Here is a 23,542-nt window from a genome sequence, read left to right as displayed (position 1 = left end):
CGTGCACGTGCTCGTCATGACGGTGGTGCATCACCCCGAGGACGCCCGGATCCTGCACCGGCAGATCCGCGCGCTCGTCGACGCCGGTCATGAGGTCACGTATGCCGCGCCGTACACCGCCCGCGGGGTCGTGCCGCGGTCGTTCGTGACGGGCGTGGACCTGCCCAGGGCCGCCGAGCGACGCCGCCTGGCGGCGGTGCGGGCGGCCCGCAAGCTGTTCAAGAGCATGCGCGGCAAGGTCGACCTGGCCCTCATCCACGACCCCGAGCTGCTGTTCGCGGTCGCCGGGGTGCGCGGGCGCCCGCCGGTCGTCTGGGACGTCCACGAGGACACCCCCGCGACGCTGTCGCTCAAGCCGTGGCTGCCGGCGTTCCTGCGCCCGCCGACGCGGTTCCTCGCCCGGCTGCTCGAAACCACCGCCGAGCGCCGGCTGCACCTGCTGCTGGCCGAGACGGCGTACGCGGGCCGGTTCAGACAGCAGCACCTCGTGGTGCCGAACGAGACGTGGGTGCCCGACAGGGTCAGCCCGCCCGGGGACGACCGCGTGGTCTACCTCGGCTGGCTGTCGGAGGCCCGGGGCGTCCAGGAGGCCGTCGAGGTGGCCCGCCTGCTCCAGCCGCACCGCGTGGCCGTGGAGCTCATCGGCTACGCCGACCCGCAGAGCAGGCCCCTGCTGAACGAGGCCGTCGCCCAGGGCCTGCTGGAATGGCGCGACTTCATGCCGAACGACGAGGCGCTCAAGCGGCTCGACGGCGCGCTCGCGGGGCTCTCGCTGCTGCACGACGAGCCCAACTATCGCCACTCGATGCCCACGAAGATCGTGGAGTACATGGCGCACGGCATCCCGGTCATCACCACCCCCTCGCCGCGGGCCGTGGAGCTCGTCGAGCGTTACCAGTGCGGCCTGGTCGTCCCCTGGCGGGACCCCCAGGCGGTGGCGCGGGCGGTGCTGCAGCTCAGGGACAACCCCTTCGAACGGCACGGGACCGGCGGCCGGGGCTACGCCGCCGCGCGGGCGCACCACCACTGGCCCAACTCCGCACGCCGGTTCGTCGCGCAATTAGAGGCCTGGGCCGGCGTCAAGAGCTGAACGCCCGGTGAACACCGCCCCGGACGGCCTTCGACGGCGACCGGGCAGCGCGACATCCGGGTAGGCTGGGCACCAGCAAGATCATTTGAACGACGGGCGGTAGTGTCCTGAAAGTGCGCTGGCTCACTCTGATCCTCGGCGTGGCGATTCTCGCCGGTGTCGCATCAGTGGTGATCGTCTTACGCGACGGGAACACCGGGTCCGGCACCGCCAGCGCCGGGCAGACCACCCCCGCGACCCCGGCGCTCGGGTCGCCGACGCACAGCGAGTTCACCGACCCCTGCGGGACGTTCGAGACCGCCGCGACCACGCCGTACGCCGTGAGCGGCTACTGGCTGATCCCCACCTCCGATCCCTGCACCTGGCGGCGTCAGCTGGAGGCCATCCACCGGCTCGGCGGGGACACGGTCGTACGCCTCGGTTTCGGCCTGTCGCCGCGCAAGACCGACGACGCGGGCCAGGTCATCGAGGCGTCGACCCCCGAGGGGAAGGACCCCAAGCCCGACGCCAGGTACGCCCGCTGCGCCGAGAACGGGCTCTCCTGCGTGCGGGCGGCGGAAAACGACCTCAAGGCCGCCAATCCCGGCAACGAGATCACCGGGACGTACGTCTACCGCACCGACGAGCGGTTCGGCCCCGGCATCCTGCGCTGCCCGCAGATGGAGCACGAGATCGTCGTGGGGGACGCCGTCTTCTTCCGGCTCGTCGCGCCCGAGGACGGCTCGGACGACCCCACCTGCGACTTCACCTCCCAGGGACGCGGCTATCACGTCATCCTCGTCTCCGCGGGCGCCAAGGACAGCCTCACCGAGCTGCTCGGCCTCGGCGACCGGTTCGGCATCAAGGTCTTCCCCGCTCTGCCGCTCGCGCCGCGCGACCCCGAGGAGTCCACGCGGGCCGACCCCAGGCACATCGGCACGCTCACCACGCTGACCCGGCGGATCCTGCAGGACTACGGCGACCGCTTCAACGGCCGCGAGTCGCTGGGCGGCGTCTACCAGCCGTTCGAGCTGCAACTGCGGGACTGGCCCGACCCGAGCAAGGTCCAGACGCTCCAGGTGTACGCCGAGCAGCACCTGATCGTCGAGCAGGAACTGCCGGACAAGCCGATCCTGGTGAGCCCGTACATCGACAGCCGCAGACGGGTGAAGTACACCTCCACGCCGAGCCAGGTGGCGCAGGGCTTCAAGGCCCTCGCGCGCACCGGGGTGGAGATCATCGCTCCGCAGGACGGCCGGGGCACGGGCAAGGTCGGCCTGTTCTGGCCGAACTGGAAGAACAAGCCGGTGGACGACGCGCTCAAGCCGGTCGTCGGCGAGAGCTCGTACGCCACGGCCTACTACGGCAGCACCCGGGACTACTACCGGGCGATGTCGCTGGCCCGGCAGGAGCTGGTCCAGGAGGGCGCCCAGGTCGAGCTGTGGGCCAACGTGGAGGCGTTCGAGCCGTCCACCTCGACCGAGACCTGCGGCCGTCAGGGCACCCGCGGGCGCACGGACAAGCCCAGGCTCGACACCCAGGTGACGCTCGCCGCGCCGTACGTGTCGAAGATCATCTCGTACATGTGGAGCGACTTCTTCACCTGCGGCTCGCCGTCGCTGTCGGAGGAGATCGCGGCCGACTGGAACCGCCCGATCCCCATCGAGGCGCAGCGGCACGCGCGGCAGATCCAGGACGGCCTGGAGATCCGGGGCTATCACCTCGGCTCGGCCAAGGTCACGCTGAGCTGGCCGGACCTGGACACCCCCAGGGTCGTCGACTCGGCCACGGTCGGCTGGCACGACGCCACGCCGATCCCGGGACTGCCGGCGGGCACGGAGCAGATCTGGATCCCGGTCGACTGGGCCACGGTCCCCGAAGACGTGTGGATTCGTGTGGAGGTCACCTCCGCCGACGGCAGGAAGTCCGCCGAGCCGGTCTACTACCACAACACCGGCTGACCGATCGTCTCTCGCAGGGTCGCGGGCCGGACGTGACGTGCCGGTGGATGCGCCTTCCCCGCTCGCGGCCCCCGCCCGTCCGCGGCTACGGACCGGGAGCGTTCCCCGCCCGTTCCCCGTCCGTTCCCGGGCCCGGCAATGTCCGCGCAAGGAACGGACAATGGCGCGGCGGGGCGCCCGTGCGGCCGTCCCCGGTCGCTGATCTCCTTGCCTGCGCCGCCCGGCGGATCTTGCCGCGCGGGCGGAACGACCACAGGCCGGTCCACACCGGCTTCGAGGTGCCCGTCGCATCAGGGCATTGGACGATCGACAAGGAGACCGCCCATGAACCGACTCCGTCACCTGCCTGCCGGTCTCACGGCGGGTGCGCTGGTGGCCGCGATGGCCCTGGCGGCCCCCGCGGCCACCGCCCAGGCCGCGAGCGAGCGTGCGACCGTCGTCACCGCGCTCGGCTACGACAGCACCGGCTGGACGTACCGCCAGGTGCCCGCCACGACCCAGGTGCCGGGCTTCGCCGGACGGGGATTCGACGACAGCGCCTGGCCGACGGGACAGGCGGCCTTCGGCACCACCAACGGCACCTGCTCGTGGAACAACCCGGCCGGCGTCAAGACGCCGTGGGCGGTCAACACGGACCTCCTGGTGCGGCACTGGATCCACCTGCCGCGGGACGCGCAGCAGGTGCGCATCCAGGGCACGGTGGACAACGACGCGCAGGTCTACTTCAACGGTCACCTGCTGAAGAACGTCACGAGCGGCAAGTGCGTCGCCGGAGCGATCGACGTCGTCGTGCCCGTGACCGATCTGGACTGCTGCAACCTGCTGGCCGTCCGCGCCCACGACGCCGGCGTGGCGACCTACCTGAACCTCCGGGTGACCTACGTCAAGCCCACGCAGGCGCTCTGACGTTCCCGGCGGCACGTCGCCCGGCACCGCCCGCGCCGGGCCGGGCGACGTCCGGGCGACGCCCCGCGTCCTGCCCGCGTCCTGCCCGCGTCCCCGGGCGGACGGCCCGAGTTGCGGCCCGCGTCCTGTAGCGTGCTGGGCATGATCCCGCGTATCCCTGTCAGCGTGGATCTCGTCGTGCTCACCGTCAGGTCCCAGCAGCTCAGCGCCCTCGTCTGGCGGCGCGACAGGCCACCGTACGAGGGCCGGTGGGCGCTTTCCGGCGGCTTCATCAAGCTGGAGGAGGACCTGCCCGCCGCGGCGGCCCGGGTGCTGGCCGAACGGGCCGGCCTTCCCGGCGCGCCGGTCCACCTGGAGCAACTCCAGACCTACGGCTACCCGGACCGCGACCCCCGCCAGCGGGTCGTCAGCGTGGCCTACCTGGGCCTCGCGCCCGACCTGCCCGCCTCCACCGAGGCCCACATGAGCTGGCAGCCGGTGGCGGAGCTGACCGCGATGGCCTTCGACCACCGCAGGATCATGCTCGACGGCGTCGAGCGGGCCAGGGGCAAGCTCGAGTACACCTCGCTCGGCGCCGCATTCTGCCCGCCCGAGTTCACCGTCGCGGAGCTGCGCCGCGTCTACGAGATCGTCTGGGGGCGGCCGCTCGACCCGCGCAACTTCCACCGGAAGGTCACCAAGACGGAGGGCTTCCTGGTGCCCACCGGGCGCACCACCACCCGGGACGGCGGCCGTCCCGCGATGCTCTACCGTCGTGGTCCCGCCGTGCTGTTGCACCCGCCCATGCTCCGCACCTGACGCAAGACCCCTGGCACAAACTCCTGGCACAAGACCCCTGACACCGGACGTTTGCGGACGCGGGAAGGCGCTCAAATCCGGACGTCGGCGCAGAAGGTGCGCCTCACAGCGATCTTTCAGGATATATTCCGGCCTATGCTGGCTGCGGCCCCCCGCATCACCGATGCGCCGGCCAACCTCCCCGGACCGTCCCGGCTGCGCGTTCTCGACCTTCTGCGGTTCTGCGCGGCCCTCGGCGTCGTCCTCTTCCACTTCGGCGAGACGCGCGCCTGGGGCACGCCCAACGCCTTCCCCGCGCTGAGCACGGTGACCATGTTCGGCGTGTACGGCGTGCGCCTGTTCTTCCTGATCAGCGGATTCGTGATCCTGATGAGCGCCTGGGGCCGCACCCCCGGTCACTTCGCGGCATCGCGGATCGCCCGGCTGTACCCGGCGTACTGGGCGAGCGTGCTCGTCCTGGGCGGTCTCGCGGTCGGAGGGCTGATCACCGACCACCGGCCGAGCCTCACCGAACTGCTGGCCAACATGACCATGCTCCAGCACGGCTTCCGCGTACGCGACCTGGAGATCGTCTACTGGACGCTGTGGCAGGAGCTGGTCTTCTACGCCCTCATCGCGTGCCTCGCGGCCGTGGGGATCACCTACCGCCGGTGCCTGGCGTTCATGGGGGCATGGGTGATCCTGCTGGCGATCGCCGACCGGGCGGACGCCGACCTGCTGCAGCAGTTCCTCGTCCCGTTCAGCGCGCCGTACTTCATCGCGGGGATGGCGCTTTACCTCATCCACCGCTTCGGCGGGTCGCTGTTCCCCTGGCTGTTCGTGGCCGTGGGCTGGGCGCTCGGGCTCTACACGGCGCTCGACGGGGAACCGACGGCGGTCCGGAGATACGGACAGGCGCTGGGCTCGGCGCTCGTGGTGGGCGTGATCTCGCTGATCTTCCTGGTGATGATCCTCGTGGCGGTCGGCGTGTTCGACCGGCTCGACTGGCGGTGGCTCACCTTCCTCGGCGCGCTGACCTACCCGCTCTACCTCTTCCACCACCACGTCGGATTCCTGCTGATCCAGTGGCTCCACCCGGTGCTGGGCAACCGCCTCACGCTCCCGCTGGCCGTCGCCGCCGCGCTCGTGGTCGCGTACGGCGTGCACCGGCTGGTCGAGCGGCCCCTGCAACCGCGGATGCGGGCGGCCCTGGACCGCTCGCTCACGGCCGACGCCGCCCGCGTCCCCCCGGCCGGGACGGCGGCGGCCTCTCCCCTGCCCCCGATGCCCGCACCGATGCCCCCGCCGCCGTACGCGGAGACGGCGCCCGGAGCCGGCTACTTGCCGCGCGGCGGGTAGATCTCGCCGGGACGCAGCTTGCGGCCCTGCAGCAGGGTCGTCAGCGTGACGAACTTGTAGTGCTCCTTCTCCAGCGCGGCGAGCACGCCCGGCATGGCCTTGACCGTCTCGGGGACGATGTCGTGCAGCAGGATGACACCGTCGCGCTTGGCGAGCTTCAGCGTGCGCTCGGCGATCACCTTGGTGTCGCGGGACTGCCAGTCGAGCGTGGACCCCGTCCACAGGATCTGCGGCAACCCCAGGTCGACCATGAGACCGGAGACCCGGGAGTCGGTCGCGCCGTTCGGCGGACGCATGTACTCGGGCCTCTTGCCGATCGTCTGGTAGATGATCTCCGAGGTGGTCGAGACCTCGTCGAACACCTCGCCGTCGGACAGCTTGGTGAGCGAGGGGTGGGTCCAGGTGTGGTTGCCGATGTCGTGGCCCTCCTCGTAGATCCGCTTGGTGAGCTCGGGCCGGTAGGCCACCTTCCTGCCGAGCAGGAAGAAGGTGGCCTTCGCCTTGTGCTTCTTCAGCGTGTCGAGGAGCCCGGGGGTGTAGGGCCACGGACCGTCGTCGAAGGTGAGGGCGATGCACTTGTACCGGGCGCAGTAGGGCTCGGTCTTCTTCTTCGTCTCCGTCCCGGCCTGCTTCGCCTCGGCCCGGGTCACGGCCGCCGTCTTCGTGGTGGCGGCGGTCGCGGATCCGGCCGGGGTGGGGACGACGCTCACTCCGGCTGCGCAGACACCGGCCATCACGATTCTTACTTTCCGCCACATGTCGCGGGATCTTAGTGAAAACCCGGCGAGATGGTCATCAAAGCGGCGACTTGCTGGAAAACGAGCTTCGAAATCCCCCGATGGCGAGGCGGTGTACAGCGGGCGTCAAGGAACCTGAAAGCGTCGCGGGGCAGACTGCGTGCAACGACGCAGAAAGGAACCCCAGCCATGACCCTCACCCGTTCCCTGGCAGGCATCACGCTCGCGGCCGGCATTCTGGCCCTCGCCCCGCTCGCCACCGCCACGGCCGCCCAGGCGACCGCGGCCAAGCCCTGGGGTCCCTACTACGCGGCCGGGTCGAAGGCCAAGACGAGCGGCTCGCTGACCGCCGCGGCCAAGGCCGACCGGAGCCTGCCCGCGCCGTACGTCAAGGTCGCCGGCAGCGTCACCAGCCTGAACCGCAAGGCGTCCACCTGCGGCTGGGCCCTGTTCCGCGTCAGCTACTTCGACGCCGCCAACAAGCCGCACCTGGCGTACCGCAACTACCGCACCTGCTCCTACGGCGCGAAGAAGCAGTTCGCCTTCACCGTCAAGAACGTCGGCGAGGTCGAGCTCAAGGTCTGCTCCGAGGCCAAGGCCGCCAAGCCGTCCCTCAACTGCCAGTACGCCGGCACCTGGAAGACGCTCTACGCCTATTACAAGTAGGGACGCGTGCGCGGTCCACAGGGGGCGTGCGGGGTGCCGCGCGAACAGGTGCATCTCCTATCGTTAGGGCATGCCTCGATTCCGCTCGATCCTCGACACCATGCCGGCCTACAAGCCCGGCAAGGCCGTGGTCTCCCCGGACGGCCGGTCCTACAAGCTGTCCTCCAACGAGAGCCCCTTCGGGCCCCTGCCGTCGGTGGTGGAGGCGATCGCGCGGGCGGCCACGGAGATCCACCGTTATCCCGACCCCGGTGCGGTCCGGCTCACCGAGACGGTCGCCGAGCGGTTCGGGGTGCCCTACGACCACGTCGCGCTCGGCGCCGGATCCGTGGCGGTCGCCCAGCAGATCCTCGAAGCGGTCGGTGAGCCCGGCGCCGACGTGGTCTACGCCTGGCGCTCCTTCGAGGCATACCCGCTGCTGGTCGGCCTCTCGGGCGCCAACGCCGTCGAGGTGCCGCTGCGCGACGAGACGCACGACCTCGACGCGATGGCCGAGGCCATCACGCCGGAGACGCGCCTGGTCTTCGTGTGCAACCCCAACAACCCGACCGGGACGGTGAACCGGACCGAGGAGCTGGTGCGCTTCCTCGACCGCGTGCCGGAGAACGTCACCGTCGTCCTCGACGAGGCCTACCGGGAGTACGTCAGGGACGTGGACGTGCCCGACGGCCTCACGCTCTACCGCGACCGTCCCAACGTCGCCGTCCTGCGCACGTTCTCCAAGGCGTACGGCCTCGCGGGGCTGCGGGTCGGCTACCTGATCGGGCACGAGCCGGTGGCCGCCGCCGTCCGGAAGACGCTGCTGCCCTTCGCGGTCAACCACCTCGCCCAGGCCGCCGCCATCGCCTCCTTGCAGGCGGAGGACGAGCTGCAGGAGCGGGTCGACAACGTGGTCAAGGAGCGCGCCCGCGTCCGGGAGACGCTGCTGTCGCAGGGCTGGACCGTCCCGCCCACCGAGGCCAACTTCGTCTGGCTGCGCCTCGGCGAGCGCACGATGGAGTTCGCCGGCGCATGCGCGGCCGTGGGCGTCGCGGTGCGCCCGTTCGAGGGCGAGGGGGCCCGGATCTCCATCGGCGACCCCGAGGCCAACGACGTCTTCCTCGCCGCCGCCGCGGAGTTCAGGCGCTGACACGGGCACCCCGACGAAGCTGTCTCGCATCGGCGCCGAGACCCGGTGAAAAAGGGGTCCTAGGGAGCGGGGTAGTACCGCTGGACGAGCGCGTTCGTGCTCCGCTCCACCTGGTCGAGGCCGGCTCCGAGCGTGACCAGGATCCGCGACGCCGCGCTCTCGCCGTCGCGGATGAGCCCGAGCAGGATGTGCTCGGTGCCGATGCGGTCGTGGCCGCGCCGTAGGGACTCCTGGTTGGCCGACGCGAGGACTTCGCCGGCCGAGGGGGTGAACGGCATGGGCTCGCCCGGCTTCGGACCGGCCTGGCCCTGCCGCACGATCTCCTTGACCCGCAGGCGCACATCCTCGAGGGTCAGGCCCAGGCTCTTGAGCACCTGGGCGCCGATGCCCTCGTCCTCACGGAGCACGCCGAGGAGCACGTGCTCGGTGCCGATGGACGGGTGACCGAACATCCTGGCCTCCTCCTGGGCCAGGACGACGACGCGTCGCGCTCGGTTGGTGAACTTCTCGTACATACCGCCGCTCCTCGCAGGACAGTTCGGCGAACCCGTCCGGGTCCGGGCGGACGTCGTCCGCTGTGGTGACCGAGTTGTCCTGTGACGCTAGTGGATCTCGGTGGATCTCGCAGGCACGCGGCCGGCGAGCGCTGTGACGCCGTTCAGGGTTCGGAGGCCGGCCGGGCGGCCGGACGGCTCCCGGCACCCGCGGGGGTCTCCTGCTCCGCGGGCCTTCCATCCGGCCGGTTGCGCCGCTCGGTGGAGACCACCAGCGCGACCCCCACGACGATCAGGCCTCCCGCGACGAGCATGGCCGCGGTGACCGGTTCCGACAGGATCGCCGCGCCGAGGATCACCGCCACCACCGGGTTCACGTACGCGTAGGTGGACACGAGCGAGATCGGGGCGTGGCCGAGCAGCCAGATGTAGGAGGTGAAGCCGACCAGGGAGCCCACCAGCACCAGGTAGGCCAGGGCCGCCCAGGACTCCCAGCTCACCGCGCCGAGATGCAGCCGCTCGCCCTGCGCGGCGCCCATGACCAGCAGCGCGGCGCCGCCCACCGCCATCTCGATCGTGCTGGCCACGAAGGGGTTGGCCGGCATCGGGATCCGCGGGGACAGGAACGACCCCAGCGACCACGACACCGAGCCCAGCAGCACGACGGCGACGCCTGCCCCGCTGCCCGACGCGCTGCCGCCGTGCAGCGAGAGGAAGGCGACGCCGGCGAAGCCGACCAGCACCCCGGCCAGCGTCAGCACGTGCGGCCGGTCGCGGAAGGCCGTCCTGAGCACGATCAGCCACAGCGGGGTCGAGGCGACGAGCAGCGCGGCCAGGCCGCTGGAGATGTGCTGCTCGGCCACGGCGACCATGCCGTTGCCCCCGGCGAGGAGCAGGAGCCCGACGAGCGCGGCGCCGCCGAACTCCTGCCATCTCATCTTGAACGGCACGGCCCTGACGAGCAGGACCCCGCCGAGGACCAGCGCCGCCGCGACGAAACGGAGTCCACCGCTCGTCATCGGCGGAAGGGTACGGATGGCGATGGCTATGCCGAGGTACGTCGAGCCCCACACCACGTACACGGCCGCCAAGGCCAACCACACCCGTACGTCATGACCGTTCCGTTCCATGGGTCATGACAATAGAGCGTCGCTTCCGGACGCCGATTACCGGTTCAGCTTCTCCACGATGAGCCGGTAGAGCTGGCGCGGCCGGCCCGGCTGGGGAGTGCGGTTCGGCGGAAGCGGCCACGCGAGTCCCTCGTCAACCAGCGTGCGCAGCAACCGCCTGGCCGTACGCGGGGTCACCCCGAGCATGCGCCCGGCGCCCTCCGCGTCCACGACCGTGTCCCCGCCCTCCAGCTTGGCGGCCAGGCGCGCCAGCACCTCGACCCCCTTGGGCTTGATCGGCCCGCCGGGCTGGGGCGGCATCCGGGGCGGCGGCACCAGTGCGCGGCCCTCCCTGTCGACCGCGAAGCCCTGCGGCTGCTTGCCGCCCTGGGTGCGGGCGAGCGCGCCCCTCGCGTGCGTCTCTGCCTCGTGCGTGGTGCGGCCCATCCCCACACCCACCTCGACGGCCAGGCCCAGCTCCTCGCGGATCCTGGCGGCGAACGGCAGGATCCGGAACCCGTCCGTGGCCGTCGCGATCGAGCCCTTGGTGGCCACCACCAGGTAGCTGTGGTCGTCGATCGGCCACACGCTCGCGTTGATCCGGTTGGCCTCCTGCACGAGCAGGCGGTGCAGCGACAGCCGCAGCTCGTCACGCCAGTAGCGCGGCGCGGCCCGCCGAACCGGTTCGCGCAGCGTCGGCACCTCGACCAGCACGACCGTGAGCTGCGACTCCTCCAGCCGGTGGCGCGCGCCGAGCAGCGCCGCCGTGTGCAGCGCCGTGCGTACGGCCGCGGAGGTCGGCCGTATCGGCACCACCGGCACCCCGGCGCTGGTCAGCCGGTCGGCCACGCCCTGGACGCAGGTGAGTGCGCCCGTCGTGGCCCCCTGGCGGAGCAGCCGCTCGTGGAAGGCCGTGATCGTGCCGACCGGACCCGGCTCGTCCCGGCTGTGCACCTCCCCCGAGGAGAGGTTGAGGTCCGCGTACGCCTCGTCGATCTCCGGCCGGCCGAGCACGTCGACGCTCACCCGGCGCGGATCGATTCGCTCGTCCAGCGCCGCCCGCGCGATCGCCGCCACGAGCGCGGCCCCGCCGAGCTGCACGTGCGTGGCGGGCATCGTCAGCACCCCGGCCCGTCGCGCGAGCTCGAAGGGCACCGGGCTCGCGAACAGGCACGCGTCTACACCCGGACCCAGCCGGGTCACCTTGTCCGCCGCCTCCTGCTCGTCCCGGTACGCGGCGGCCACCAGCCGGCAGGGCACCGGGGCAGCCGAGTGCCCCATGAGCATCACCCGCTCGACCAGATCGTGCGACCCCACCACGCCGATGGTGAGGTCGGGTGTCACCGTGCCCAAACGTGACCCGCGCGGAGTGTCTTCCGTGCGCTCCACCAATGTTCGTCCCATCCCACGTCGCCCTCGTTGTTGTGGCTTCTCTTTGGAACGATCGCTGGTTAAGGCCGTAATGTCACGCCCAGATTTACCGGAATACCATTCTGGGTAGTCCCGGCGCTTCCGTAATTCGGACGGTCTCTCCTGGTCAGGGCATTAGTAAAGGTTTCCGGACTCAGTCCTCGTCCGAAGTGGAAATTTCACGCACCACATCTGCGCCGAGCGCCTGCATACGCTGGGCGAGCGCGGCGTGCCCACGGTCGATGAGATATCCGGACCCGATGGTCGTCTCGCCCTCGGCGGCGAGACCGGCGAGCACGAGGGCGATTCCCGACCGCAGGTCGTGGGCCGTCACGTCGGTGCCGCGCAGCGGCGTCGGGCCGTGCACGACCGCCCGGCTGCCCTCGACCTCGACGTTCGCGCCCATCTTGTTCAGCTCACCCGCCAGCGCGAAGCGGCCGTCGAAGATGCGCTCGTGGATGTAGCTGGAGCCCTCCGCGAGGCAGGCCACGGTCATCAGCGGCGACTGCAGGTCGGTCGCGAAGCCGGGGTAGGTGTCGGTGATGACGTTGATCGGGCGCAGCGGCCGGTCGCGGCGCACCTGCAGCACGGCGCCGTGCTGCTCGAACTCGACGCCCATCTGCTCCAGCTTCCACCGGACCACGCCGAGGTGCTCCAGCGATGCGCCGACCAGGCTCACCTCACCGCCGGTGATCGCCGCGGCCATCGCGAACACGCCCGCGTCGAGCCGGTCCGGCATGACCGTGTGCTCGACCGCGCTCAGCTCGTCCACGCCCTCGACCGTGATGAAGCCCGTGCCGCCGCCGCGGATGCGCGCGCCCATCCGGGTCAGCATCGCGATGACGTCGAGCACCTCGGGTTCGAGGGCCGCGTTCTCGATGACGGTGGTGCCCCGCGCCAGCGCGGCGGCCATGATCAGGTTCTCGGTGCCGGTGTGCGACGGGGTGTCGAGGTAGAGCGGAGCCCCGACCAGGCCGCCGGCCTTGATGTGGATGACGGCCTCGCCCTCGTCCACCATCGCGCCCAGGCGCTTGTAGCCCAGGTAGTGGAAGTCGAGGTTGCGGCTGCCGAGGTTGCACCCGCCGACGCCCTCGATGATCGCCTCGCCGAGGCGGTGGAGCAGAGCGGGGACGAACAGCACCGACCCCCGGAACCGGCGGGCGATCTCCGCGGGCAGGACCGGGCTGGTCAGGCGGGAGGCGTCGATGACGAGCGTCCGCTCGCTCTCGTGGAACTCGACCTTCGCGCCCACGGCCTCGGCGAGTTCGACGGCCCGGCGCACGTCCTCGATGACGGGCACGTTCCGGAGCACCGTGCGGCCCTCGGACGCGAGCAGCGCCGCCCCGATCATGGGCAGTACGGCGTTCTTCGCGCCCTGGATGAAGGCGGTTCCACGCAGTACATTGCCACCGCGCACGCGGTAACGGACCATGGGTTCGACTCCTATGTATGGGGGAAAGGCGGGGGACTCCCGTCAGCCGGCGGCCGAGTCGTCGGCGAGGACGATCGGCCTAGAGTAGCCGCTGTGCCGGGAGTTTCGGGGGTGGAACTACCCCCGGAACGCGGGGGGGAACGGGTCACTTGAGACTACTTGTGTGACCTGTGTGATTCAGCCGCGGAAGCGCTCTCCGGTGAGCCGTTCGTACGCCTCGACGTAGCGGTCGCGGGTGCGCTCGACGATCTCGTCGGGCAGCGGCGGGGGCGCCTCGCCGGACGACCTGTCCCAGCCCGACTCGGGGGACAGCAGCCAGTCTCTGACGAACTGCTTGTCGAACGACGGCTGGGAACGGCCCGGCTCCCACTGGTCGAGGGGCCAGAAGCGGGAGGAGTCCGGCGTCAGGACCTCGTCTCCCAGCGTCAGCACGCCGTCGGCGTCGAAACCCAGCTCGATCTTCGTGTCGGCCAGGATGATGCCGCGTTCCAATGCGATCTCGGCCCCGCGGCTGTAGACGTCGAGGGTGATCCGGCGCAGCCGCTCGGCCACGTCCCCGCCGACCTCCGCCACGACCTCCTCGTACGTCATGGGCTCGTCGTGCTCGCCCATGGGAGCCTTCGACGACGGCGTGAAGATCGGCTCCGGCAGCCGCGAACCGTCGGTGAGCCCTTCCGGGAGCCGCACGCCGGAGACGGCGCCCTCCCTGCGGTAGTCCACCAGGCCCGAGCCGGTGAGGTAGCCGCGTGCCACGCACTCGACCGGCACCATCCGCAGCCTGCGGCACAGCACTCCGCGGCCGGCGAACTCCGCCGGGACGTCGGTCGAGACCACGTGGTGCGGGACGACGTCCTTGAGCTGCTCGAACCACCACAGTGACAACCGGGTGAGGATCTCCCCCTTGTCGGGGATGCCGGGTTCGAGCACGTAGTCGAAGGCCGAGATGCGGTCGGACGCGACCATCAGCAGCAGCCCGTCGGGGGTCTCGTAGAGGTCGCGTACCTTGCCGGAGTGCAGGTGCTTCACAGTCCCATCTTCCCAGCTCTTCACCGCGACTTGAGCAGGGGGACGTGTCGTTCCGCTCGCTCACCGGCAAGGTGAGGACATCCCTCCTGAACGTCTCGGAGGAGGTGACCGAGACGAAGTCGTAGGCGGGTGAAAGCCGGCGGCTTCGCCCGTCGGGATACCGCAGCACCAACCGTTACGCGGACATCACCGATCGTCAGCGGTCAGGAGGACGCGGCGGCCAGGGCGATGTCGGAGCGGTGGTGGGAGCCGCGCAGCGTGATCTGCTCCAGGGCCTCGTACGCCCGCGCCCTGGCCTGGGCGAGGTCCGCGCCCGTGCCGACCACGTTGAGGACCCGTCCGCCGTTGGACACCAGCCGGTTCTCCGCATCGAGGGACGTGCCCGCGTGCAGCGCGTACGCGCCCTCGACCGTCACCGGCAGCCCCGCGATCGGGTCGCCCTTCACCGGGTCGGCGGGGTAGTTCTCCGCGGCGAGCACCACGGTCACGGCCGCGCCGTCGCGCCACCGCAGCGGCGGGTGCCCGGCGAGCGTGCCGGTCGCGCACGCCAGCAGCAGCTCGCCGAGCGGGGTCTCCAGCCGGTCGAGCACGACCTGGGTCTCCGGGTCGCCGAACCGCGCGTTGAACTCGATCACCCGAGGGCCGGCCGAGGTCAGCGCCAGCCCGGCGTACAGCACCCCCGCGTACGGCATGCCGCGCCGGGACATCTCGGCCACGGTCGGGCGCACGATCTCTTCCATGACCCGCTCGGACAGGTCCCCGGGCGTCCAGGGCAGCGGGGTGTAGGCGCCCATGCCGCCGGTGTTGGGGCCCTTGTCGGCGTCATAGGCCCGCTTGAAGTCCTGAGCCGGCTGCAGCGCCACCGCGTCCGTCCCGTCGCACAGCGCGAACAGCGACACCTCGGGACCGTCGAGGTACTCCTCGATGACGACCCGCCCGCACGCCCTGGCGTGCTCCAGGGCCTCCTCGCGGCTGTCGGTCACGACCACGCCCTTGCCCGCGGCCAGGCCGTCGTCCTTCACGACGTACGGCGCGCCGAACTCGTCGAGCGCCGCCGCGGCCTCGTCCTCCGTGGTGCAGGTGTACGCGCGCGCGGTCGGCACCCCGGCGGCGGTCATCACGTCCTTCGCGAACGCCTTGGATCCCTCGATCTCCGCCGCCCGCGCCGACGGCCCGAAGCAGGCGATCCCGGCTTCCCTGACTGCGTCGGCGACGCCGGCGACCAGCGGCGCCTCGGGACCGATCACGACGAGGTCGGCGCCCAGCCGCTCCGCGAGCGCGGTCACCGCCGCGCCGTCGGTCGCCGTGACCTGGTGCAGGGTGGCCACGTCGGCGATGCCGGCGTTGCCGGGAGCGCAGTGGACCTCTTCGACGGCGGGGTCGAGCCGCAGGGCCCGGCACAGAGCGTGCTCACGACCCCCGGAACCGATGACAAGTACGCGCACCCGTCCATTGTCGCAGTGTTCGGCCGCCTCCCGTTCTCAGGCGTCGGCGCGGACCAGTTCCGGACCGCCCTTTAGGGGCATGCGGTGCTGCCCTGTTTGGGTGGGGATACACACCGATGGCTAGTTTGTTCGGGCTGTTTTTGGCAAGAAGTGCATGATCGACGGCACTTGACGCGGGTACTCTGGAAAAGCCGCCGAGCGGCAATGTGGTAGGTTAGACAGGCTTCGCGCTGTCTCGTGGCGATTGGAGGTGGTCTGGGATGAATTCTGGTGATCCCGTCAGTACGTGCTCGCGCACGTACGTCGTGCGCATTCCCGACCACTCCGAAACTGAAGCCCGAGGGGCAGCTCACGCCTGCATGAAGGGGTGACATCACGTCGCGCGTAGAGCGTGCCGGCTCGGGCGGGAAGGGACCGCCATGCGCTCCTCTCTGCTCTTTCCCCGCATCAACAAGCACACCCGTGTGCTGCCCACGCACATCGGCGCCGCGTCGGTGAACGCCGACCCCGTCGTCCGCTGCGTGCCGCCCAGTAACTCGCTCGTCGAGTTCGGCGCCTACGTCGCGGGCAAGAAGGTCCCCGCCGGTGGCATACCGGAGGCCGTGCGGCTGGTCCGCGAGCACAACGAGACCAGCGAGATGCCCGACGCGTACGTCTGGGTCGGTCTGCACGAGCCCGCCGCGCCCGAGGTCGAGTGGCTGGCGGAGGTGTTCGGCCTGCACCCGCTCGCCGTCGAGGACGCCATCAAGGCCCACCAGCGGCCCAAGGTGGAGCGGTACGGCGACTCGCTGTTCGTGGTGCTCAAGACCGTCGAGTTCCTCGACCACGAGGTGTCGGCGGCGAGCAGTGAGATCATCGGCACCGGCGAGATCATGGCGTTCGTCGGGCCCGACTTCGTGGTGACCGTACGGCACGGCCGCTACTGTCCGCTGGGCGAGATCCGCGAGAAGCTCGAGTCGAAGCAGAAGCTGATCAGCCGTGGCCCGACGGGCGTCCTGCACGCCATCGCCGACCACGTCGTGGACAAGTACCTGCACGTGGCCGACCTCATGCAGGCCGAGCTCGAAGAGGTCGAGGCGGCCGTCTTCGCCGAGGTCAGCTCCCGCGACATCAACAGGATCTACCAGCTCAAGCGCGAGATGCTGGAGCTCAAGCGGGCGGTCGGACCGCTCCTGACCCCCTTCAACGCCCTTCCCCAGCGGCGCAGCATCCCCTCCGAGATGCGTGAGTACTTCCGCGACGTCGGCGACCACCTGTCCCGCGTGTGCGAGCAGGTCCAGGCCTCCAACGAACTGTCCGACTCGATCCTCCAGGCCGCGCTCGCGCGCTCCAACGCCCTCGCGAACGAGGACATGCGCAAGATCTCCTCGTGGGTGGCGATCATCTCGGTCCCCACGATGATCGCCGGGATCTACGGGATGAACTTCGACCACATGCCCGAGATCAAGTCCGTGTACGGCTACCCCGTCGTGCTCGGCGTGATGGTCGTCGCCTGCACGCTCCTGCACCGCGCCTTCCGCCGCAACGGCTGGCTCTGACCGCCTTCCCCCGGGACACGCCCGGAGGGCGTGCCGTCAGCCTCGGCCGCCGCACACGCGCGTCCCGGTGGGCGTCTCCTCCTCCCCGCAGGACGCGCGTACGCCGAATCAGGCGGCGGCATGTGCCGTCGGACGGCGGCGCGTGCCGGATCAGGCGGCGCGGCCGGCCTTCAGCAGGGCCGCGGTGCCGGCGACGCGGCGGGCCTGGTGACGGGCCGCCTCCAAGGACACCTCGCCGGGTGCGCCGTCGCCGGCCACGTGCGAGGTGCCGTACGGGTTGCCTGACCTGAACTGGGCGGGGTCGGTGTAGCCGGGGGGCACGATGATGCCGCCCCAGTGATAGAAGGTGTTCCCCAGCGCCAAAAGGGTGGATTCCTGCCCGCCGTGGGCCGTGTTGGAGGCGGTGAAGGCCGAGTACACCTTGTCCGCGAGCTTGCCCTGGTACCACAGCGGACCGGTGGTGTCGATGAACGCCCTGAGCTGGCCGGCCGGGTTGCCGAAGCGGCTGGGGGTGCCGAACAGCACCGCGTCGGCCCACTCCAGGTCGTCGTGGACGGCCTCGGCGACGCCGGCGGTGTCCCGGAGGTGCGCGGCCCACTCCGGTCGGGAGTCGACGGCCTCCGGTGGGGCCGTCTCCGCGACCTTGCGCAGCCGCACGCGTGCGCCGGCCTTCTCCGCGCCCTCGGCGGCGGCTCGCGCCAAGGCGTGCACCGTGCCCGTGGCACTGTAGTAGACGATCGCGACGTTCACGGGTTCCATCATCGGTAGCCCTCTCCTCGGGGTGGGTCTCAGCGGTACGACGACGCACCCCCTCGGGATGTGAGGCGACGCCGCGACCTCACATCCGGGCGGGATGTCTCGTCGAACCGAGTGAGGACGGACGCGACCGAGGGGGCCGGCGACACCATGACGATTCAGCCCGAGCCGGGAGGGCTCGACCCGAGCCTGCGGGTGATCATGAGTGAGCGGCGCCGGCTGCTCAACCTCGCCTACCGGCTCCTCGGCTCCCTGGCCGACGCCGAGGACGTCGTGCAGGAGACCTACGCCCGCTGGTACGCCATGTCGCGGCAGCGGCAGGAGGCCGTCGAGTCCCCCGGCGGCTGGCTGACGACGGTCGCCGGTCGCATCTGCCTCGACCTGCTCGGCTCGGCGCGGGCCCGGCGGGAGCGCTACGTGGGGGAGTGGATTCCCGAGCCGCTGCCCGAGCCCGCGGAGTGGATCGACGGGCGGCCGGGCGGTGCCACGGCCGACCCGGCCGACCGGGTCACCCTGGACGAGTCGGTCAGCATGGCGTTCCTCGTCGTGCTCGAGTCGATGACCCCGGCCGAGCGGGTCGCGTTCGTCCTGCACGACGTCTTCCGCTACTCCTTCGCCGAAGTGGCCGAGGTCGTCGGGCGTACCCCGGCGGCCTGCCGCCAGCTGGCCTCCTCGGCCCGCCGCCGCATCCGCGACGCGCGGGCCCCCGCGACCCCGGCGGCCCGGCGCGCCGGCGTCGTGCGGGACTTCAAGCAGGCGTGGGAGGCCGGGGACATCGACGCCCTCATCGGCCTTCTCGCGCCCGGCGCCACGGCGACCGGCGACGGCGGCGGACTCGTCAGCGCCGAGCCGCGACCGGTCGAAGGCGCCGAGCGGATCGCGCGGTTCTTCGCGGAGCGGGCCGGTGCGGTGCCCGGCGTGACGATCCTGGAGCGTACGGTCAACGGCCAGCCGGGTCTGGTGGCCCGGCAGGACGGCGTCACCGTGTCGGTCATGGCGTTCGACGTCGCGGGCGACCGGATCACGCACATCTGGGCGGTGCTCAACCCCGACAAGCTCAGGCCGTGGACGACGGGCTGACAACCACGACATTAGGTGCGGACGCGTACGCTTCATGACCGCAATCATGAGCAATCGGTCATTGCGGTATGTCAGATGATGTTGTTAGGTGGGGGGAGCGGGCCGCTCGACACATCGACCGTTTCCACTCTCGCAGGAGCGTGTCATGACAGAGGCGACACCCCGGTTGGCGACTTTCCCCCTGGCGCGCGAACGCGCCTTCGACCCACCGGACGAACTGACGCGCCGCCGCGACGAGGCGCCGGTCCAGCGGATGACGTACGCGGACGGGCACGAGGGCTGGCTGGTGACCGGCTACGCCGAGGCGCGCGCGATCCTGGCCGACAGCCGCTTCAGCACCCGCCCCGAACTGCTGCACTCGCCGATCCCCCAGCGCGGCGAGTTCAACAAGGAGCCGCTGACCCCGGGGTTCTTCCTGCGCATGGACGCCCCCGAGCACACCCGCTACCGCCGCCTCCTGACCGGCCAGTTCACCGTACGGCGGATGAAGCAGCTCGAACCGAGGATCCACGAGATCACCGAGAGCCGGCTCGACGCCATGGAGCGCGAGGGCGCCCCCGCCGACCTCGTCGAGTCCTTCGCGCTGCCCATCCCCTCGCTGGTGATCTGCGAGATGCTCGGCGTGCCGTACGAGGACCGGGAGAAGTTCCAGCGCGACTCGGCGGTGCTGGTGAACCTGGACTCGTCGATGGAGGACGTCCGGGCGGCGGTGCAGGACCTGCTCTCCTACTTGCACGGCCTCGTCGAGCTGAAGGCGAAGGAGCCGGACGACGACATGCTGAGCGGTCTGGTCGCGGGCGGGGAGCTGACGACCGAGGAGCTCGGCGGCGTGGCGCTGCTGCTGCTCATCGCGGGGCACGAGACGACCGCGAACATGCTCGGCCTCGGCACGTTCGCGCTGCTGACCAACCCCGGACAGCTCGCCGTCGTGCGGGACGATCCGGCCGCCGTAGACAACGCGGTGGAGGAACTGCTGCGCTACCTCAGCATCGTGCACATCGGCCCGACCCGTACGGCCCTGGAGGACGTGGAGGTCGGCGGTGCGCTGATCAGGGCGGGCGAGTCGGTGACGCTGTCCCTGGGAGCGGCGAATCGGGACCCCGAGCGGTTCGACGGCGGTGACAGCCTCGACGTGACCCGGCCGGCGCACGGGCACCTGAGCTTCGGGCACGGCATCCACCAGTGCCTGGGCCAGCAGCTCGCCCGGATCGAGATGCGTATCGCCTATCCCGCCCTGCTGCGCCGCTTCCCCAACCTGCGCCTGGCCGTGCCGGCGCGGGAGGTGCCGCTGCGCGCCAAAATGGCGATCTACGGTGTGCACCGCCTGCCGGTGCTCTGGTGAGGAAAGTCGCTGGGGGAACGATGAAGATCAAGGCGGACACCGGCCGGTGTGTCGGTGCGGGGATGTGCGCGCTCACGCTGCCCGAGGTGTTCGACCAGAGCGAGGAGGACGGGACGGTCGTGGTGCTCGACGCCGAGCCCCAGGCCGCCCTCCTGCCCGCCGTGAACAGGGCCGTCCAGCTCTGCCCGTCGGGGGCGCTCTACATGGAGGAATGAACGCGTGGAGGAGTGAACGCGCGCGACACGCTGGGCCGGGTGACGCTCAGCGACTTGACGGGCACGATCCGATGCTGTTGGCTGGTAATCGGCTGTGCAAGCCATTCTTGTGGGTGACCCTGGAGCCCCGTCCCGGCCGTCGAACGGCGCCGGGGCGGGGCTCTTCCCCTGTCCCTGGAGACGCTCTGTCTCAGGCTCCGACTGTCCGCAGCGGGGTCACGGGCTCCGGCAGCGGCAGGCCGCGGGCCTTCCACAGACGGCGCATGCGGTCGGGGTAGTCGGTGACGATGCCGGCCACGCCCATGTCGATCAGGCGGTCGGCCTCGTCGGGCTCGTTGACCGTCCACACCACGACCGGCAGGCCCTGCCGGGCCGCCCCGGTCATCAGCGCCTCGTCGACGAGCACGCGGTCGGGGGACAGCGTCGTCGCCCCCACCGCCGCGGCCGCCGCCGCGAGGTCGCCGCCGGCCTCGCCGAGGCGGATGCCGTTCATCCAGGCGGGAGTCATCGTGTCGCGCTCGACCAGGGCGTAGCGCCGCTCGACCATCGGCCTGGCGATCTCCAGCACGCGCCAGTCGAAGCTGAGCAGGGACGCCCTCGACAGCCGGTCGTGCCGGTCGAGTTCGTGCACGACCTCCTCGACGAACCGGCGCGGGTCGGCGCACAGGTCCGGACGGGTGGGGTCGGACTTCAGCTCGACGTGGAGGCGCACGTGGTCCGCGCCGAGCGCGCCGATCAGGCCGAGCACCGCTCCGAGCGTCGGCATCCGGGTGTCCGGCAGCGGCACCTGCGTGAGCGCGAAGCGGTCGTCCGGCCGCTCCGGCAGCCGTACGCCGACGTCGAGGGTCCGCAGCTGGGGAAGCGTGAGCGCGATGATCGGCTTGCCGACGTAGGGGAACATCTCGTCCCCCGGCGCGGCCATCCCCGTGTCGGCGCTGGTCACCGGGGACACGTGCAGGTCGTGGGTGAGCACGAGCTGCCCGTCCGCGGACATGGCGACGTCGAACTCCAGCGCGTCGACCCCCAGCTCCAGCGCGAAGGCCAGGCCGGGCAGGGTGTTCTCGGGCCTCAGGCCCCGGGCTCCGCGATGCCCGTGCAGCTCAACGTATCCATGCACAGCGGCGTACCTTACCGCCTTGGCCGTCCGCGGCCCGGAACCCTCCGGTTCCGGGCGCGTACGCCACGAATCATCAGATGAGGGGACGGATCTGGATGGTCTGGGTCCGGCCGGGGCCGACGCCGATGGCCGAGATCGGGGCGCCGCTCATCTCCTCCAGCGCCCTGACGTACGCCTGCGCGTTCGGCGGCAGGTCGTCGAACGTCTTGGCGCTGGTGATGTCCTCCTGCCAGCCGGGGAACTCCTCGTAAATCGGCTTGGCGTGGTGGAAGTCGGTCTGCGTCATGGGGATCTCGTCGTGCCGGACGCCGTCGACGTCGTACGCCACGCAGACCGGGATCCGCTCCAGCCCGGACAGCACGTCGAGCTTGGTCAGGAAGAAGTCGGTCACGCCGTTGATCCGGGTGGCGTACCGCGCGATGACCGCGTCGAACCAGCCGCAGCGGCGGTTGCGGCCGGTGGTCACGCCGTACTCGCCGCCGGTCTGACGCAGCCAGTCGCCCTGCTCGTCCAGCAGCTCGGTCGGGAACGGCCCGGAGCCCACACGGGTCGTGTACGCCTTGAGGATGCCGATGATCCTGGTCAGGCGGGTCGGCGGGATGCCCGAGCCGGCGCACGCGCCGCCCGAGGTGGGGGAGCTGGAGGTGACGAAGGGGTAGGTGCCGTGGTCGATGTCGAGCAGCGTGCCCTGCCCGCCCTCCAGCAGCACGACCTTGTCCTGGTCGAGCGCCCGCGAGAGCACGAGCGAGGTGTCGGCGATGTGCGGGCGCAGCCGCTCGGCGTAGCCGAGGTACTCCTCCAGCACCTTCGCCGGGTCGAGCCCACGGCGGTTGTAGATCTTGGTGAGGATCTGGTTCTTCTCGCCGACCGCGGCCTCGATCTTCTTGCCGAGGATGCCGGGGTCGAGCAGGTCCTGCACCCGGATGCCCATGCGGTAGATCTTGTCGCCGTACGCCGGGCCGATGCCGCGGCCGGTCGTGCCGATCTTGGCCTTGCCGAGGAAGCGCTCGCTGACCTTGTCGATGGCCTTGTGCTGGGGCATGATCAGGTGCGCGCTGGCGGAGATCAGCAGCCGCTCGCAGGAGATGCCCCGCTCGGCCAGCCCGTCGATCTCGCTCAGCAGCACGCCGGGGTCGACGACCACCCCGTTGCCGATGACCGGCACCACGTCGGGCGACAGCACACCCGTCGGGAGCAGGTGCAACGCGTACTTCTGGTCGCCGATGACGACGGTGTGGCCCGCGTTGTTGCCACCCTGGTAACGCACGACGTAGTCGACGTCACCACCTAGCAGGTCGGTGGCCTTCCCCTTGCCCTCATCGCCCCACTGGGCGCCAACGAGAACGACAGCCGGCATGGTCTAACTCCCGCACCAAGACGAAAGCCCCTGACGCAAGCGCGCAGGGGCCTCTTGCACACAGAGACTACCCGAGGGGCATGCCGCGGGTGAACGCGGTCTTAACTCGCGAGACGGGGACCGCGGCCGGGGCTCCGTGTGCGTAAGTCCGTCAGTGATCGGCCATCAGTGGTCGGCCGTCAGTGGTTTGCCGTCAGTGGTTGGCCGACAGGGCCTCCGCGGCGGCCGTGCTGCTGTCACGCAGGAACTGGGCGCAGCGCTCGGCCTCGTCCTTCTCGCCGATGGCGTTCGCGGCCCGGGCGAGGGCGTTCAGGCAACGCAGGAACCCCTGGTTCGGCTCGTGCTCCCAGGGGATCGGCCCGTGGCCCTTCCAACCGGCCCGGCGGAGCTGGTCGAGCCCCCGGTGGTAGCCGGTACGCGCGAAGGCGTAGGAGGTGACGGCGTGGCCCGCCGCGAAGTAGTCGTCCGCCAGGGCGCCCCAGGCCGCGGAGTAGGCGGGGAAGCGCGCGGCCACGTCGGCCGCCTTGGCGCCCGACTCGAGCATCTGCCGCGCCTCGGGGTTGTCCGGCAGCAGGGTGGGCGGCGGGCCGGCAAGGAGGTTCTCGTGCGTTTCCATG

The 23,542-nt window shown here is 70.9% G+C and carries 22 protein-coding genes; 11 read left to right on the top strand and 11 right to left on the bottom strand.

Features of this window, described 5'->3' with window-relative positions:
- Position 1: 1 nt before the first annotated feature.
- The 5 genes from ACWEQG_RS14515 to ACWEQG_RS14495 all read left to right on the top strand — a co-directional run bounded on the left by ACWEQG_RS14515 (position 2) and on the right by ACWEQG_RS14495 (position 6,072).
- Positions 2 to 1,090, top strand: coding sequence for a glycosyltransferase (locus tag ACWEQG_RS14515; RefSeq protein WP_363462014.1), 1,089 nt, complete (start codon positions 2 to 4; stop codon positions 1,088 to 1,090).
- 113 nt (positions 1,091 to 1,203) lie between these two features.
- A complete protein-coding gene (locus ACWEQG_RS14510) occupies positions 1,204 to 3,030 on the top strand; it encodes a DUF4434 domain-containing protein (protein WP_452284782.1) in 1,827 nt (608 codons plus the stop codon).
- Between the two features lie 324 nt (positions 3,031 to 3,354).
- The gene (locus tag ACWEQG_RS14505; RefSeq protein ID WP_452284780.1) at positions 3,355 to 3,936 is read left to right on the top strand and encodes a hypothetical protein; all 582 of its coding nucleotides are present in this window, start codon (positions 3,355 to 3,357) and stop codon (positions 3,934 to 3,936) included.
- Between the two features lie 141 nt (positions 3,937 to 4,077).
- Complete coding sequence (locus ACWEQG_RS14500; protein WP_363462008.1) at positions 4,078 to 4,734, top strand: NUDIX hydrolase; 657 nt, start codon at positions 4,078 to 4,080, stop codon at positions 4,732 to 4,734.
- A gap of 135 nt (positions 4,735 to 4,869) precedes the next feature.
- The gene (locus ACWEQG_RS14495; protein ID WP_452284778.1) at positions 4,870 to 6,072 is read left to right on the top strand and encodes an acyltransferase family protein; all 1,203 of its coding nucleotides are present in this window, start codon (positions 4,870 to 4,872) and stop codon (positions 6,070 to 6,072) included.
- On the opposite strand, the gene ACWEQG_RS14490 is transcribed toward ACWEQG_RS14495, so the two are convergent.
- The gene (locus tag ACWEQG_RS14490; RefSeq protein ID WP_452284776.1) at positions 6,051 to 6,830 is read right to left on the bottom strand and encodes a polysaccharide deacetylase family protein; all 780 of its coding nucleotides are present in this window, start codon (positions 6,828 to 6,830) and stop codon (positions 6,051 to 6,053) included. The two genes, ACWEQG_RS14495 and ACWEQG_RS14490, sit on opposite strands and share 22 nt — an antisense overlap.
- 168 nt (positions 6,831 to 6,998) lie before the next feature.
- Here ACWEQG_RS14490 and ACWEQG_RS14485 point away from each other — a divergent pair, with 168 nt between their 5' ends.
- Complete coding sequence (locus ACWEQG_RS14485) at positions 6,999 to 7,475, top strand: hypothetical protein (RefSeq protein WP_363462004.1); 477 nt, start codon at positions 6,999 to 7,001, stop codon at positions 7,473 to 7,475.
- Between the two features lie 70 nt (positions 7,476 to 7,545).
- A complete protein-coding gene (hisC, locus tag ACWEQG_RS14480; RefSeq protein WP_363462002.1) occupies positions 7,546 to 8,604 on the top strand; it encodes a histidinol-phosphate transaminase in 1,059 nt (352 codons plus the stop codon).
- A gap of 59 nt (positions 8,605 to 8,663) precedes the next feature.
- Here the strand turns inward: hisC and ACWEQG_RS14475 are convergent, their stop codons facing one another.
- From ACWEQG_RS14475 to purD, 6 genes are all read right to left on the bottom strand, one after another.
- Positions 8,664 to 9,119 (bottom strand): Clp protease N-terminal domain-containing protein, encoded by a 456-nt coding sequence (locus ACWEQG_RS14475; protein ID WP_452284774.1) that lies wholly within the window; start codon positions 9,117 to 9,119, stop codon positions 8,664 to 8,666.
- Between the two features lie 143 nt (positions 9,120 to 9,262).
- A complete protein-coding gene (locus ACWEQG_RS14470) occupies positions 9,263 to 10,228 on the bottom strand; it encodes an EamA family transporter (RefSeq protein WP_452284772.1) in 966 nt (321 codons plus the stop codon).
- Positions 10,229 to 10,264: 36 nt separating this feature from the next.
- A complete protein-coding gene (locus ACWEQG_RS14465; RefSeq protein ID WP_452285108.1) occupies positions 10,265 to 11,509 on the bottom strand; it encodes a transcriptional regulator in 1,245 nt (414 codons plus the stop codon).
- Between the two features lie 262 nt (positions 11,510 to 11,771).
- On the bottom strand, positions 11,772 to 13,049 hold the full coding sequence (murA, locus tag ACWEQG_RS14460) for a UDP-N-acetylglucosamine 1-carboxyvinyltransferase (protein WP_452284770.1): 1,278 nt from the start codon (positions 13,047 to 13,049) through the stop codon (positions 11,772 to 11,774).
- 177 nt (positions 13,050 to 13,226) lie between these two features.
- Positions 13,227 to 14,075 (bottom strand): phosphoribosylaminoimidazolesuccinocarboxamide synthase, encoded by an 849-nt coding sequence (locus tag ACWEQG_RS14455; protein ID WP_452284767.1) that lies wholly within the window; start codon positions 14,073 to 14,075, stop codon positions 13,227 to 13,229.
- 203 nt (positions 14,076 to 14,278) lie between these two features.
- Positions 14,279 to 15,520: a phosphoribosylamine--glycine ligase gene (purD, locus tag ACWEQG_RS14450; protein ID WP_452284765.1), complete on the bottom strand. Its 1,242-nt coding sequence runs from the start codon at positions 15,518 to 15,520 to the stop codon at positions 14,279 to 14,281.
- A gap of 419 nt (positions 15,521 to 15,939) precedes the next feature.
- On the opposite strand from purD, the gene ACWEQG_RS14445 reads away from it, so the two are divergent.
- Complete coding sequence (locus ACWEQG_RS14445) at positions 15,940 to 17,058, top strand: magnesium and cobalt transport protein CorA (RefSeq protein WP_452284763.1); 1,119 nt, start codon at positions 15,940 to 15,942, stop codon at positions 17,056 to 17,058.
- A gap of 150 nt (positions 17,059 to 17,208) precedes the next feature.
- Here the strand turns inward: ACWEQG_RS14445 and wrbA are convergent, their stop codons facing one another.
- On the bottom strand, positions 17,209 to 17,817 hold the full coding sequence (gene wrbA / locus ACWEQG_RS14440) for an NAD(P)H:quinone oxidoreductase (protein WP_452285106.1): 609 nt from the start codon (positions 17,815 to 17,817) through the stop codon (positions 17,209 to 17,211).
- A 111-nt stretch (positions 17,818 to 17,928) separates the two neighbouring features.
- Here wrbA and sigJ point away from each other — a divergent pair, with 111 nt between their 5' ends.
- The 3 genes from sigJ to ACWEQG_RS14425 all read left to right on the top strand — a co-directional run bounded on the left by sigJ (position 17,929) and on the right by ACWEQG_RS14425 (position 20,451).
- Positions 17,929 to 18,894, top strand: a complete 966-nt coding sequence (sigJ, locus tag ACWEQG_RS14435) for an RNA polymerase sigma factor SigJ (RefSeq protein ID WP_452284761.1) — start codon at positions 17,929 to 17,931, stop codon at positions 18,892 to 18,894.
- A gap of 145 nt (positions 18,895 to 19,039) precedes the next feature.
- Positions 19,040 to 20,236 carry a cytochrome P450 gene (locus tag ACWEQG_RS14430; protein WP_452284759.1) on the top strand — a complete coding sequence of 399 codons (1,197 nt, stop codon included), beginning with the start codon at positions 19,040 to 19,042 and terminating at the stop codon, positions 20,234 to 20,236.
- Between the two features lie 20 nt (positions 20,237 to 20,256).
- Complete coding sequence (locus tag ACWEQG_RS14425; protein WP_452284757.1) at positions 20,257 to 20,451, top strand: ferredoxin; 195 nt, start codon at positions 20,257 to 20,259, stop codon at positions 20,449 to 20,451.
- A gap of 190 nt (positions 20,452 to 20,641) precedes the next feature.
- Here the strand turns inward: ACWEQG_RS14425 and ACWEQG_RS14420 are convergent, their stop codons facing one another.
- The 3 genes from ACWEQG_RS14420 to ACWEQG_RS14410 form a co-directional block, all read right to left on the bottom strand.
- Positions 20,642 to 21,568 carry a glycerophosphodiester phosphodiesterase family protein gene (locus tag ACWEQG_RS14420; protein WP_452284755.1) on the bottom strand — a complete coding sequence of 309 codons (927 nt, stop codon included), beginning with the start codon at positions 21,566 to 21,568 and terminating at the stop codon, positions 20,642 to 20,644.
- Positions 21,569 to 21,641: 73 nt separating this feature from the next.
- Positions 21,642 to 22,925: an adenylosuccinate synthase gene (locus ACWEQG_RS14415; RefSeq protein WP_363461976.1), complete on the bottom strand. Its 1,284-nt coding sequence runs from the start codon at positions 22,923 to 22,925 to the stop codon at positions 21,642 to 21,644.
- Between the two features lie 193 nt (positions 22,926 to 23,118).
- Complete coding sequence (locus ACWEQG_RS14410) at positions 23,119 to 23,541, bottom strand: DUF3151 domain-containing protein (RefSeq protein WP_363461974.1); 423 nt, start codon at positions 23,539 to 23,541, stop codon at positions 23,119 to 23,121.
- Position 23,542: the final 1 nt, after the last annotated feature.

It is taken from the genome of Microbispora sp. NPDC004025 (assembly GCF_053604425.1).
Note: the sequence above shows the minus strand (reverse complement) of the source record. Positions and strands in the feature narration are given on the sequence as shown.